We start from the raw sequence: 12154 nt of genomic DNA, 5'->3' as shown, positions 1-12154 counted from the left end.
GAACTATCCTTTGCTCTTGTGCGGGCTGTTGCCCGGAGTGGTTCTATTCATCGTTTCCGGCGGGGGACCGAAAGAGTGAATTGCAGTGAACGGCGCCGCCAGGCGCCGCAGTCTGACGGCAATGGGCATCCGCAGATGCCAGACTGCCGCCGGATTTTTCCACACGGTCTTGACCGCGCCGAAAAGAGAGCGTGCTTTGATCTGATCGACCAAGATGATGAAGGACCGGGCGTCCTCCATGCTGCGGTGACGCCGGGCTTGCGCTGCCATCGAAGCCGCATCCAGCCGGTTGCTTTCGAGAAACGCGGCATCGGCTGCCAGCATCGCGTCCACCTGGTGCAGCTTCAACACCCGGGAAATCGATCCGCTGCGGATATAGTAGGTATAGCCGGCTGTTGGCTCGACGGCGCAGCGGCCGCCCTTTGCAAGCGCCGATGCCAGAAGCAGATAATCCTCGCCGATCGGCAGGCTTTCGTCGAAACGCAAGCCATGCTCTTCAAGGAACCGGCGCTCGAAGGCTGGTTTCATGTAGCCGTAATTGTGCTCAGACTTAAACAGCACGTTCGAGCCGATGAAAGCCGGAAGCGTCAGCGTTTCCATTGCGGCCAGATCGGTCCCTTCGAACATCCGCTTCATCTGGCCGTCGAGCGGCACGACATCGACATTGTCGACGACGATCTGGGCGTTGGCGGCCTTGGCCCGCGCGATCATGCGCGCGGTGCGGTCCGGCGAAACCGCATCGTCTGAATCCAGAATGACGATCCACGTCCCCCGCGCGGCGGCAAGGCCTGCGTTGCGGGCGCCGCCGGGACCGCGGTTCTTTTCAAGCCGGATCAGCCGGACGCGCGGATCGGTATAGGCATCGACGATCTCGGCCGTGTCATCTGGCGAACAATCGTCGATGACGATGACTTCGACGCTGACACCGGTCTGGGCGAGCGCGCTGTCGATAGCGCGCTCGATCGTGTCCTGCGCCTTGAAGGCTGCAATGATGAATGTCGCCTGGAGTTGCTGGTCCATCAGGACGTCCTTGCTTCCGCTGCGCCGTACTGCTCGATCTCCCGGACACCGAGAAGCCCGACGGCGACCCCCGCATGCATGCAAGCGCGCAGGGCGTACCGGTTACGGCGAACGGAAGAGAAGAACAGAATGGCGCTGGCCAGCGCGCAGAAACCGGACTTTGCCGCCGCAAGCGCCAGTTGGCGGATTTTGCCCACAGCGCCTGTCCCGTCATCGATCAGCCGGCCATGCGTCTGGCCGAAGCGGAATTTTCGCTTGGCAAGCCAGGAAAAGGCCGCGCGTTTAGCCGGCACCGGTTCTTCAACCCAGGCCTCTGGCGCATAGGCGATTTTTCCGCCCATGCGGTGCATATGGGTAAAGAACTCTGTGTCCTCGCCCCCACTGCGGCCAAGCGCCAGGTTGAAGCGGCGTCCGGCAAGCGAAGGCGCGGCAAGGCGAAGTAGAACATTGCAGGTATAGCCGGTGATGATCCGGCCGCCGACCCACACCGGAAATGTCGAATGAAAGTCGCCGCGCTGCATCCAGCCCGGCGCATCCGTACCGTACGTGGCCTTTACCGGACCGAGCACAGCATCTGCATGGCCTGCCTGCGCCGTCTCGATCAACCGGGCAATCCAGTCCGAGCTCGCCGTCTCGTCATCGTCGATGAATGCCAGGAAATCTCCCCTGGCATTGTCGAGGCACGCATTGCGGGCGATCGAGATATTGGAAGCCGGGCAATGAACGTAGGCGATCTCGTGAGGAATGACGGCACGCAAGGCGTCTACCCGCGCTTTCGCACTCGGTGTGTCGTCATTATCAGCCACGATGATGCGGATCTGAGCGTTTTCAGGCACGGCAATGCCGCCCAGCGAGCGCAGCGTCTGTTCGAGTTCCGGGCGTCGATAGGTGCAGACGCCGATATCGATATGGATAAGGTCGCTACCTGTTTTCATGAGGCGACCCGGCGGTTACGGAAATCCAGAAGTTCGCGCCAGAAACCGGCCGACCAGGCAAAATGCATTACCATCGCGGAAACGGCGGCCAGTGGCCCGTATGGGTTTTTTTCGCCCAGCGCCATCCACACGCCGTAGCCAAGGCAGGCCACGGCCCAGAGGCCAAACGGAATGACGGCGGCCCAACTGATGACCGCCAGCAGGGCGCCGACGGCGACGGGAACGACGGCAAGCGGCAACATCTGCCGGATGCTCGGCATGGCGCGGTGCTTCAGGAAATTCTTCGCCCGGCCACGGCCATAGCCGAAATACTGGCGGAAAAGCGCTCTTGCTGTGCTGCGCGGGTGGTAGATCATGCTGGTCTTGTCGGTCATCCAGATCCGGTAGCCCGCCTTGTTCAGGCGATAGTCAAACTCGGCGTCCTCGTTATGGCTGAACATTTCGTCATAACCGCCAACCGCCTGGAACGCGGAAATCCGCATCAGTGCGTGGTGGCCATGATTGGCCCAATGCCCGATGGCGCCCGTACGGTGTTTGGAGCCGCCATTGCCGAGCTTGGAATTCTGGGCATAGGCGGTGGCTTTCTGGAAAGTGCTGAAGCCGACGGTCTGCATGGCAACGACGACGGAATCCGCGCCGGTTACAACGGCATCCTCCATCAGGCGCTGGCAATAGTCAGCCGGATACTCGCCATGCGCATCGATGCGGATCATGTATTCATAATCAGCACCGAGCGTCCCGACCGCGAGATTGACGGCAGCACTCTGGATCTTCTTTGGATTGTCCAGCAGCCGGACCTTCGGGTTGACGGTCGAAATTCGCTCCACGATCTCGCGTGTGCCATCGGTACTGCCACCATCGACAACGACCAGATCGGCGTTGAGGTCCTGCATCGCACTCGCGAGCTTGGCGATCAGGGCTTCGATATATCTGGCCTCGTTGAGGCAAGGAATAACAATCAGGCTGCGGCCATGCTTGAAATCATCGGCGCTCATAGCAGTCCACCCTTGTTGCTGTGCGTTTGGGAGAGCTCATGGAGTGATGCGGCGTGGGCATCGCTGGCCCGCAGCGCGGCAAGCCGGTTCACCAGCCGCTGGCAATCGGCCCGATCGAAGATCCACGCCGATGCCCCGGTGGCGGCAACCTTGCCGAATTCGGCGAAATAGCGTTCCCGCGTCATGCCGGAAAAGAGGTTGGCCAGTGCAGCACTGTCATCGCTGTCGAGAACGAGGCCGATATGCTTGGCGCTGATGAAGCGCGCCGTTTCCGTACCGCGCATGGCGATCGGGACAGCGTTGTAGCGGCATCCCTCGTACAGCCGGTTCGGCAGCAGCCAGCTGGAGTTCAAGCCTTCCTCGAAAAAATCGATACCCCAGAAGAACTGCACGTCGTCGTAAATCTGGGCAAGATCCTCGGGATTCTTGTAGGCTCCGTGGAAGTGCATGAAAGGTTCGTTTTCGACGAAGCCGTCAAAATCGTCGAATTCCGAATAGGCGGGGCGTCCGCGCAGCACCACTTCGAATTTCCCGTCCATGGCACGGGTGAATTCAGCGAGCAGCTTTAACGATTTGCGGCACCGCAAGGCGCCGAACCAGCCGATTTTCCAGGGTTCGCCGGCCTGTGGCGGGCGTGGGCGCGCTGTCTGCATGCCAACGCTTTCTGCGAGCTCGATCACCTGGTTTTCCAGCAGCAGTATCGGCGCCTTGAGACGCGAAACCGGCCGGAAGTAATTTTCGATGAAGGCGGGCGAACTGGTGATCAGGAGGCTGACGTTCCGCCCCAGATAATGTTCGGCAGTGCGCAAAGTGCGGCCGGCAAAATCCTTGCGCAGCAGGAGCCGGTGAATGTCCAGGCATTCGTAGACGATCGGAACGTTGCCGCCGAAAACCGCGTTCGCCCTGTTGGCGAGGGCAAGCATTTCGAGATTGCGGGCAATGATGATGCCGGGTCTCGCGGCCCCGCCGAGTTTGTGACGCAGAAGCATTGCAGCCTTGGCAACCGCGGCGATCCGCTGACCAAACCGTCCATCCCTGGTGACGCCGAGTTCGATGACGCCATTGGCGGCAGGTGTGTCTGCGCCACGCCGGAAGCCCGCCAGCGTCACTTTCGCACCACCCGCCTCAAGCATCAGGGTTCTACGCCTGATCGCAGGGTCTGCCACATCATGTGCCAGGTACAGTACATCCAGCATGAAAACTTCCCGTTCCCCGCTCAGCTTCCACCGAGCTTAGTTTAGTTTTTTGTGCATCGCAACATTCATGTTGCGCATGCTAATAAGCATCAATCGAGCGTGCAGGTGAGGGATTCGGGAAACAGGCATTTTTCGCCGGGGGCGGTGTAAGCCACCCGGTCGATCTGCATGTTTGCCGGGCCTTGATAGTCGAACTTGCCCATCCAGTCGCTCAAGGTATCCGTGCCCCAGAGACTGAAGAAAATCTTCTGGTCGTTTACCGGGATTTTCGAGGGGTCGGTAACGTCCTGCACCAGCTTGCCGTTCAGGTAGTAGCGCAGCCGGTCCTTTTCCCAGACGAAGGTGTAATCGTTGAAACCGACATTGGCACCGCCTTCAACGTCGACCAGCTTCTCGTTGCCCCCCTTGGCCGAAATATATTGGTTGACCTGCACCTTGTTGGAATCCTTGCCCAGCACTTCGAAGTCGATCTCGTCGTGCGGCTTCTTGTCGGTTGGTCCGATATACGTGAAGAAGGCCGAGTTCAGCCCGGAGCCTTCTGCCGTCTTGATCCGCGCTTCGTATGTGCCGTGGCCGAAGCGTTTGCGGGTCTGGATCTCGCCACAGGCATAGTCGCGCTTGCCGGCCTTGCGTTGCTCGAAGGTGAGTTCGAGCACACCATTTTCAACCGCGACCTGATCTTTCGACCAGGTGCAGTTCTGATGGGCGCCATTGTCCCAGCCGTCCGAAACGTACCAGAACTTGTTGTCAATCGTGTCGAAAGTCTCGACGAACGAAGTGCCGTTGATCGCGCTTTGCGCAAAGGCTGATGCCGGAACGGCGGCGGAGAATGCGGAAAGGGCGAGAAGCATTTTCGAGATCGATTGGGTCATCGTATCGCTTTTTCCTTTGGAGAAGAGGTATCGGACCAACTCGTCTGGTTTGGCCCGCTTTCTGCGATGCGCTTTGCCGAGGAGGTGGAGCGGCCTGCACGGCTACCGGTCAAAACGGCATGCAACTTGGGTGCCAGGCGCTTGGCCACACTGTGAGAGGCGACCAGAATGAGGAGGGCCAGAACGGGTGTTGCGAAGTAGAATAGTGGGTAGAGACCGGGATGCGCCGTGCGGTTCCACAGCATCCAGAATGCGATGAGCAAGGGGTAATGTGCGCAGAATATCCAGAAGCTCAGGCCTTCCGACCCGGAAAGCTGCTGGCCGAGCCGTGAGCGGATCAGGATCGCCGAGATTGCCCAGGAGCCGGCTATGCCGCAGATTGCCGTGAGGCTGCGCAGCATGTCGATCCACACAGGATAATCGGGGCCGGTCCAATAGAGTGCAGTCGCGAGCAGGATGGCTGCCGTCAGGAAAAGCGCGGAAATCATTGCGGCGTGCCGGTCAAGTGACCGGATATCGAGTTGGTGGAGGCTCGCATAGATGCCGCAGCTGAACCCGAAAAGGATCGACTTCTTCAGGAAGATGACACCCGGGACCGGCAAAACGGCATAGGCGAAAAAGAGTGCCAGCATCGTCAGCGGATAGCGTTTGATCAGGATGCCGAGAACGGGCGCAAGCAGGATGCACAGGAGGAGATCCCGCAGGAAATACAGCGGAACATTGATCGGCAAGCCCTCGGTTGCCAAGCTCAGAGTTGCCAGATCGCGGGGAGCCGCGTTGATTGCGTCGGGGAGATAACCAAAGCCGATGCCGCCCTTTTGGCCCAGCACCACCAGCGCCAGAAAGGATAGATTCCAGATCAGGAACGGCAGCAGAACCGTGCGCGCCTTTGAGCGGATGGTCTTGCCGTAATCGAAGGCATCAAGCCCGCGGCGAAACATGAGGTAGCCGGAAATCGCGCTCAGACACGGCACGCCAACCCTGAAAAGGCTGTCGCCGAGAAAGACCCTGACCCAGTCGATGAAGCCATTGGCGCCGAGAAATGGGCTGGTCTGCGGATCAAAAGGAACGTGTACAAAGACAATTCCCGAGATGAGCAAGATGCGCATCAGATTGATCCGCGATGATATATTCGCGTCGATAACCAAGACGACATCCCCTGTTGGGCCGCTTCCCCCGAAGCGGCGTTTCAACCAGAGCAGACTTGAACCTGCATCTCGAAGATAGGGCAGGGCGCCTCGAAAAATATGGCGCTGCAGCAGAAAAAATCACTTGGATGCTGCAATGCACGCGATTTCCGGATGAACAAATCCGCTGTGAAAATTGCCGGAAATTCGTCTGGGAGCCGGGAAAAATGCGTGGGGATAGGATGTTGCTGAATATCAGCATATTGTTATATATCCGCTGCCGCGAGATTCATCGGGCGCAAAAATTAGTTTCGGAAATGCGCAATTCCACACGTCATGGTTTGTAAAATCCTCGTGATGTTAAGGCGCCTGTTTCGAAATAAGGCGCCCTTGCCTCACCCCCGCCTGTTTTTGACGAGTTTATAGATTTTCGTCAAAAGCAGGCGTTCCGACAGAAGCACGGCCAAGACATAGATCAGGCTACCGACCGCTGCACCGGCGAGAATCTGCAGGATGGGGTTCGGCATCAGCGAACCGAACGTATCGAGCAGATAGCGAACCGCGAGCGCCATCGCCAGGGCCATCAGCATCGGGCGACTGCTGATGTACAGGCCTTTGAAGAACGGTGTTCCATCCGCCCTGAAGACCGCCCACGAGTAGCCGATCAGCGTGACGGCGTTGACGATGCAGAGCGAGATCATCGCATCGATCAGCGTCCCCGTGCTTGCACCATAGGCAACGGCAGCGCAGGTGACGATCGCCCGAATGATAGCCGACCAGAACAACGCCCGGCCATGCCCCACGCCCTTGAGGTAGGGAATGAAGGTGCTGCAAGGCGTGAGGATCCCCTTGGAGAGCGCCAGCAATCCCAGCACGGGCCAGGCATAAGCCCATTGCGGACCAAACAGCACGCGCATCGCCGGTTCAGCCAGCGCCCAAAGGCCGAACATCATCGGTGCCAGCAGCACCGTGGTCACTTGTGTCGAGAACATCAGTGCTTGCGAACGGCGCTCCTTGTCGTCCATCATGCCGCTGAAGGCCGGGAACAGGACACCCATCACAGCGGAAAGCACCACCTGGTTGGGAATGCTGGCAAACCGGTTGGCGGCCGAATAGGCGCCGGCATCGGCAAGGCCCAGATAGCGCGAGATGATCACCATCGGCGACTGGAAGGTGATGAAATTGGCGACTTCGGAGCCCATCATGCCCAGGCTGAAGCGGCTTAAGCCCAAAACCCGTTTGGGATGGAAAACGAAGCGCGGCATGTAGCGGGACACGGCATAGAGGCCGCAAAGCCGCACCAGTGCCGAGACGAAAAGCTGTGCCATCAAGGCCCAGACACCCCAGCCCAAAAGCGCCAGAACGACGGCGACGATGGCGCCGAGCGACTCGGAAATCATGCTCCAGACGGCGTCCTTGCTGAAATTCATCCGTCTTGCGAGCAGCGAATAGGCGACGTCGCCTCCAAGCTGGAGCGGGATGAGAAAGCTCATGATTTTCAGCAGATAGGCTGCTTCCGGCGCGCCGAGAAGGGTTGCAAAGAAGTCCGCCCAGATGAAAAGACCGAGCGCCATCAGGCAGGAAATCGCCAGATTAGCCCAGAAGACCGAGTGAACGGTTTCCATCTCTTCCTCACGCTGGATCACCAACGCCGAGGTCAATCCCGCCCCGCCGATCATGGCCAGAAACTGCACGACGGTCAGCGCCACCGCGACGGCGCCGAACTCTTCCGGCGTCAGAATGCGGGCCAAAATCGGCACCGTGACAAACTTAAGCCCGAATGTACTTGTCTTGGATAAAATACTCCAACCGACATTGCTCGTGACGGATTTGACGTTAACTGTAGGAGGCATGGCGTAAATCCTGTGTGGCGATGGGGAGGATCAAGGACAGAGGAGACGCGCTAGACACGCAGCCGCAACCTGATGGGAGGAACCAGGAAGCACCTTCTAGGAAAACCGCAGGGGCAAAAAGATGGCGAAGTTTACAGTTGTTATTCCGTACTATCAGAAACAGGCAGGAATTCTGAGCCGAGCCTTGGGCTCCGTCTTTGCGCAGACATTCCAGGATTTCGATGTCATCATTGTCGATGACCAGTCGCCTTTTCCGATCGAAACCGATCTTGAAACCCTGAGCGCCGAACAGCAGGCGCGCATCCGCGTCATCAAGCAGCCGAATGCCGGCCCGGGCGGCGCGCGCAACACGGGCTTGAACAACGTCGCGGCGCAAACCGATTTCGTTGCCTTTCTCGATTCCGACGATCTTTGGACACCGGACCATCTGCAGAATGCGCATGAGACGATGAGCCGCTTTTCGGCCGACTGCTATTGGGCATCCATTACTGGCGGTGATGCCTTCTACTATCATTTCGACATGGCCGAACTGGAAAAGACCGAAAAGGTAATGCGGCTTTCCGAGAAACCGCTGGTTCTGGAAGTGCCAGAGTTTTCCCAGGTCATGTTGCGTAACTGGAGCTTCCTGCACCTGTCCTGCATGGTGATCGGGCGAAAATTGTTCGAGACCGTCCGCTTTGAGGCCGAGCTGCGGTTGGCTGCGGAAGACGTGCTGTTCTTCTGCGATTGCGCCATTGCGGCTGACCGCATCATTCTGTGCAACGAGCCAGGTGCAGTGCGCGGCGAGGGTGTCAACATCTTCCACAGCATCGATAGCGATTCTCCGCAGTTCCTGTCACAGCAATTCAACACCTGGGTTGCGCTCGACACATTGGAAGGGCGCTTTTCCCGCAAACCGGCGGAAATCGCCTCCATCCATTCTTACAAGCATACCGCGCGCCGGCAGGCTCTTTGGAGCCAGGCCCGGCTGATCAAGCGGCGGAAGATGCCGCAGTTCAATCTGCTTGCCCGCTGGGCCTGGCGCGATCCCAAGCTGCTGCAAAGCGCGCTGCAGCTTGCCGTCGGCAAGTTATCACGGTAGCCTTCGCAGGTGCAGCATTTTTTGCTGCGCCCATCGACGTGCGTGACGGCCATCGCCTGTCTCGCGCTCGCAATTCCTTTCGCAACGCATGAAGGAGACAGTCATGGACCCGTATTATTGGGAATCCGCACACGGAAACTTCGGCGACGATCTCAATCTGTGGCTCTGGGATTTCCTGATCCCGGGATTTCGCGATGTTCGTCCAGACACTCTTCTCGTCGGGGTTGGCACGGTGCTGAACCGCGCGCTCTTGCCGGAAGGCCGGCACAAGCTGGTGCTTGGCAGTGGTTTTGGTTACGGCTCCTTGCCGGATATGAGCGACACCCGGGAATGGGACATCCGTTGCGTTCGCGGACCGTTGACCGCGCAGAAAGTCGGCGTTGATCCCAAGCTCGGCATCATCGATCCGGCGGTCATGGTCGCCGAAATGCCGGAGTTCAAAGGCCTGCCGAAGAAGTACAAAAAGAGCTTTGTGCCACATTGGGAGTCGGCGATTGCCGGCATGTGGCCAGCTATCTGCCAGACCGTCGGCCTGCATTACATCGATCCGCGTGGCGACGCGAAGGACGTTATTCGCGAGATCGCCCAGTCGGAAGTCATCATCGCGGAATCAATGCATGGCGCCATCCTTGCCGACGCTTTCCGTGTGCCGTGGGTGGCCGTGTCGACGTCCAGCAGCATCAACAGCTTCAAATGGAACGATTGGGCCCATACCGTTGGCGTCACCTATCGCCCGCGTCATGTTCCGGTTTCCAGCCGGGCGGAGGCCATCATCAAGGGTGCGAAGTTCTGGGGCGTCGATTTCGACGCGCACCAGCCGGTGCTCGATGATCCCAACAAGCGGCAGATCGATGAAAGCGTCATCGTCGCTGCCCGTGCCCCCAAGCAGACTTCCTTGCGGGTTGCCGCCAAACAAGTGCTGGCGGCTCCTTCGGCCCTGTCCCTCTGGCAAGCGGCGCGTGCTGCACCGCAGCTGAGTGCAGATCACGCCTTGACCGCGCGCAAGGAGCGCTTTCTCGACGTCATCGCCTCGGTGCGCCGCGACTATTTCTAAGCCGCAGCCATTCCTGCAGCCGCCATCAACTGCCCTACCGGGCAGTTGATGGCGGCTGCAGGAGGTAGCGCAAGCCCCCGGCTCCGCCGAGTGCCACCGGTGCCGCATCAGGTTGCCGGCGAAAACGTTCTGTCTTGTCGGCGAATATCCCGCAGGCGATGGCCGGAATGGCGGCGGGGTTGCCAAGCGCGTAAAACAGCGCGGTTTTCGAGCCAGATTGCTGCTTGATGTCGAGAAATTCCCGAAGCTCATATCGTCCGCGAATATGCTGTTCGTGCCTGGCAATGAGTGCCCTTGCCTGGGGGGATAGATCCGTCCGGGAAAGAATTGCCCTGTCCGCCTCGTAGAGCCGCTTCAGGTCCGTCGTCCGGTGGCTGCTGCTGAGGGAATCGCCGCGGACGACGGCGCCGTAGCCGCAGCTGTGGATGATCTTGTAGCGCGCCCCCTTGGTCAGGGCGCGGGCATAAAGATCGTAATCCTCCCCCAGCCGAAGGCTTTCCTGATAGCGGAGCTTGTGGGCGTCGAGAAAATCGCGCCGCATCAGCGGTTTGAGAAATCCGATCTCTCCGCGCCGGACACCGCGCTTGGAGATATTGCCTTCAATGAATTCGTCGAGGCTGAGAATACGCGGTGCTGCAGGGAAGCTCTCAAGCCGAAGATGCGCATCCGCAGCCGTCTCCTCATCGACGAAGGCAATGTTGTCGGCAATGAAATCCCACTCCGCCTGCGCCAGGAGACTGCTCAGCCTGCCGGGGAAAAAGAAGTCATCCGCATCAAGAATCGCCAGAACCGGCGCTGTGGAAATCGAAATGGCGTGGTTGCGGGCGGCAGCCGGCCCCTTATTGACCTCGAACCGGGCGATTGTCAGGCGTCCGGAGCCGTCATCGGCCTTTCGGGAGGCATCGCCGGTGCCGTCGCTCGATCCGTCATCGACGACAATGACCTCGGCGGTTTCAGGTTCTCTGAGTGCCGAGATGATCGCCCGTCCGATCGTTTCAGCCGCGTTCTTCGCGGCGATGATGACGCAGACGTCTGCATTCGGTTTCATGATCGCATTCCTTCATCGCTGTCGCGCCGAACCTAGGTCGGCTTTGGACAGGCGGCAAGGCGCGATGTTGCAGATGCGAAGAGATGACGATGTTACACGCGGGAAAAGGTGCCGGGTCGACTAAAAAACAAAGCCAGCTTCAGAAGCCTGTTAGGAATTAAAGTGGCCTTGATTGTTGGATACGCGAATTGCCTTCGGTTCCTTGTCCTCGCCGGGCAAGGGAGAGGCCGGCGACGGACGTTGCGCGGCGTTGCGGCGGTCCCGGCCTTCTTTGGCCACCAGAAATAGCACGGCAATGAAATATCCAGCCTGTACAAGCACCGCACAAACCAGCGTCTGCCAGGCTGTCGTCCAGGCGGAACCGGTCAGGATAAAGGTCACGATGGCAAAAACGGCCAGCGCGCCGATCATGCTGACGAAAACCCGTGGTGCAAACATCAGATTGTCCTCAATATTCTGTCTTGATTTGCAGACGTCATTGAAAAATCCACCTTGCCTTCTTAGGCAGTTATTAACATATCGAACATGCATTGCCGGTTCAATCGTGCAAAGGCACTCTGTTCCATTACATTTCGGTCATTTAACGCGTGAATTCTTAGCCCGCATTTAAAATCATCTATCGATTGCCCATCAACGGTACCATTTTCGGTGAAATACAGCGCTAATTTCGCCGCAGTGAGCGATTTTTCAATGTAAAAGTGGGTATCGGCAGGGCTCGGCCACATTTGGGGATGCATTGCCTTATGATCCACGCTCAGGGCGTGTATTTTCTAGGGCATCTATCCTCTGGTGGTGGATAAATCCCCCCTGACAATCAACTTTTGTTACAAAATTAGAAAATACGAATATATAAAAGTGCAGTGCAAAATTAATGCTGCAGTGCAATATTTTTACCGGAGGGAAAATAAAATACGTATTGTTTCCTATGGTGAAGAGTTTTTAAATATCTACATCAACTCTATGTCGTTTCGGA

The 12154-nt window shown here is 58.4% G+C and carries 12 protein-coding genes; 3 read left to right on the top strand and 9 right to left on the bottom strand.

What is annotated here, in order from left to right; genetic code table 11:
- Positions 1-3 precede the first annotated feature (3 nt).
- From ASC96_RS00460 to ASC96_RS00435, 6 genes are all read right to left on the bottom strand, one after another.
- Positions 4-1020 (bottom strand): glycosyltransferase family 2 protein, encoded by a 1017-nt coding sequence (locus ASC96_RS00460; protein WP_060500323.1) that lies wholly within the window; start codon positions 1018-1020, stop codon positions 4-6.
- A complete protein-coding gene (locus ASC96_RS00455; RefSeq protein WP_060500322.1) occupies positions 1020-1955 on the bottom strand; it encodes a glycosyltransferase family 2 protein in 936 nt (311 codons plus the stop codon). The genes ASC96_RS00460 and ASC96_RS00455 overlap by 1 nt, the downstream gene beginning before the upstream one ends.
- Positions 1952-2950 (bottom strand): glycosyltransferase family 2 protein, encoded by a 999-nt coding sequence (locus ASC96_RS00450; protein WP_060500320.1) that lies wholly within the window; start codon positions 2948-2950, stop codon positions 1952-1954. Before ASC96_RS00450 ends, ASC96_RS00455 begins: the two co-directional genes overlap by 4 nt.
- Entirely contained in the window at positions 2947-4146 is a 1200-nt protein-coding gene (locus ASC96_RS00445) for a hypothetical protein (protein ID WP_060500318.1), read from the bottom strand. Before ASC96_RS00445 ends, ASC96_RS00450 begins: the two co-directional genes overlap by 4 nt.
- A gap of 89 nt (positions 4147-4235) precedes the next feature.
- A complete protein-coding gene (locus ASC96_RS00440; protein ID WP_244481807.1) occupies positions 4236-4997 on the bottom strand; it encodes a glycoside hydrolase family 16 protein in 762 nt (253 codons plus the stop codon).
- A gap of 17 nt (positions 4998-5014) precedes the next feature.
- On the bottom strand, positions 5015-6127 hold the full coding sequence (locus ASC96_RS00435) for an acyltransferase (protein WP_112834487.1): 1113 nt from the start codon (positions 6125-6127) through the stop codon (positions 5015-5017).
- A gap of 95 nt (positions 6128-6222) precedes the next feature.
- Between ASC96_RS00435 and ASC96_RS32375 the strand changes: the two genes are divergently transcribed.
- Entirely contained in the window at positions 6223-6492 is a 270-nt protein-coding gene (locus tag ASC96_RS32375; protein WP_156393803.1) for a hypothetical protein, read from the top strand.
- A gap of 48 nt (positions 6493-6540) precedes the next feature.
- Here ASC96_RS32375 and ASC96_RS00430 read toward each other — a convergent pair whose 3' ends face one another.
- Positions 6541-7998 carry a lipopolysaccharide biosynthesis protein gene (locus ASC96_RS00430; RefSeq protein WP_060500312.1) on the bottom strand — a complete coding sequence of 486 codons (1458 nt, stop codon included), beginning with the start codon at positions 7996-7998 and terminating at the stop codon, positions 6541-6543.
- Between the two features lie 121 nt (positions 7999-8119).
- Here ASC96_RS00430 and ASC96_RS00425 point away from each other — a divergent pair, with 121 nt between their 5' ends.
- Together ASC96_RS00425 and ASC96_RS00420 are read left to right on the top strand one after the other, a co-directional pair.
- Entirely contained in the window at positions 8120-9079 is a 960-nt protein-coding gene (locus ASC96_RS00425; RefSeq protein ID WP_060500310.1) for a glycosyltransferase family 2 protein, read from the top strand.
- Positions 9080-9182: 103 nt separating this feature from the next.
- A complete protein-coding gene (locus ASC96_RS00420) occupies positions 9183-10133 on the top strand; it encodes a polysaccharide pyruvyl transferase family protein (RefSeq protein ID WP_060500309.1) in 951 nt (316 codons plus the stop codon).
- Positions 10134-10167: 34 nt separating this feature from the next.
- Here the strand turns inward: ASC96_RS00420 and ASC96_RS00415 are convergent, their stop codons facing one another.
- On the bottom strand, positions 10168-11181 hold the full coding sequence (locus tag ASC96_RS00415) for a glycosyltransferase family 2 protein (RefSeq protein ID WP_060500307.1): 1014 nt from the start codon (positions 11179-11181) through the stop codon (positions 10168-10170).
- A 150-nt stretch (positions 11182-11331) separates the two neighbouring features.
- Positions 11332-11619 carry an exopolysaccharide production repressor protein gene (locus ASC96_RS00410; RefSeq protein WP_060500305.1) on the bottom strand — a complete coding sequence of 96 codons (288 nt, stop codon included), beginning with the start codon at positions 11617-11619 and terminating at the stop codon, positions 11332-11334.
- Positions 11620-12154 lie beyond the last annotated feature (535 nt).

It is taken from the genome of Rhizobium sp. Root1204 (assembly GCF_001424965.1).
GTDB lineage: Bacteria > Pseudomonadota > Alphaproteobacteria > Rhizobiales > Rhizobiaceae > Pararhizobium.
The sequence above is the reverse complement of the archived record's forward strand: the minus strand, read 5'-3'. Positions and strand labels throughout refer to the sequence as shown.

What these genes read in the sequence shown, in the direction of transcription:
- ASC96_RS00460 (WP_060500323.1), bottom strand. Translation starts at nt 1,020, where the DNA reads ATGGACCAGCAACTCCAGGCGACATTCATCATTGCAGCCTTCAAGGCG.
- ASC96_RS00455 (WP_060500322.1), bottom strand. Translation starts at nt 1,955, where the DNA reads ATGAAAACAGGTAGCGACCTTATCCATATCGATATCGGCGTCTGCACC.
- ASC96_RS00450 (WP_060500320.1), bottom strand. Translation starts at nt 2,950, where the DNA reads ATGAGCGCCGATGATTTCAAGCATGGCCGCAGCCTGATTGTTATTCCT.
- ASC96_RS00445 (WP_060500318.1), bottom strand. Translation starts at nt 4,146, where the DNA reads ATGCTGGATGTACTGTACCTGGCACATGATGTGGCAGACCCTGCGATC.
- ASC96_RS00440 (WP_244481807.1), bottom strand. Translation starts at nt 4,997, where the DNA reads ATGCTTCTCGCCCTTTCCGCATTCTCCGCCGCCGTTCCGGCATCAGCC.
- ASC96_RS00435 (WP_112834487.1), bottom strand. Translation starts at nt 6,127, where the DNA reads ATGCGCATCTTGCTCATCTCGGGAATTGTCTTTGTACACGTTCCTTTT.
- ASC96_RS00430 (WP_060500312.1), bottom strand. Translation starts at nt 7,998, where the DNA reads ATGCCTCCTACAGTTAACGTCAAATCCGTCACGAGCAATGTCGGTTGG.
- ASC96_RS00425 (WP_060500310.1), top strand. Translation starts at nt 8,120, where the DNA reads ATGGCGAAGTTTACAGTTGTTATTCCGTACTATCAGAAACAGGCAGGA.
- ASC96_RS00420 (WP_060500309.1), top strand. Translation starts at nt 9,183, where the DNA reads ATGGACCCGTATTATTGGGAATCCGCACACGGAAACTTCGGCGACGAT.
- ASC96_RS00415 (WP_060500307.1), bottom strand. Translation starts at nt 11,181, where the DNA reads ATGAAACCGAATGCAGACGTCTGCGTCATCATCGCCGCGAAGAACGCG.
- ASC96_RS00410 (WP_060500305.1), bottom strand. Translation starts at nt 11,619, where the DNA reads ATGTTTGCACCACGGGTTTTCGTCAGCATGATCGGCGCGCTGGCCGTT.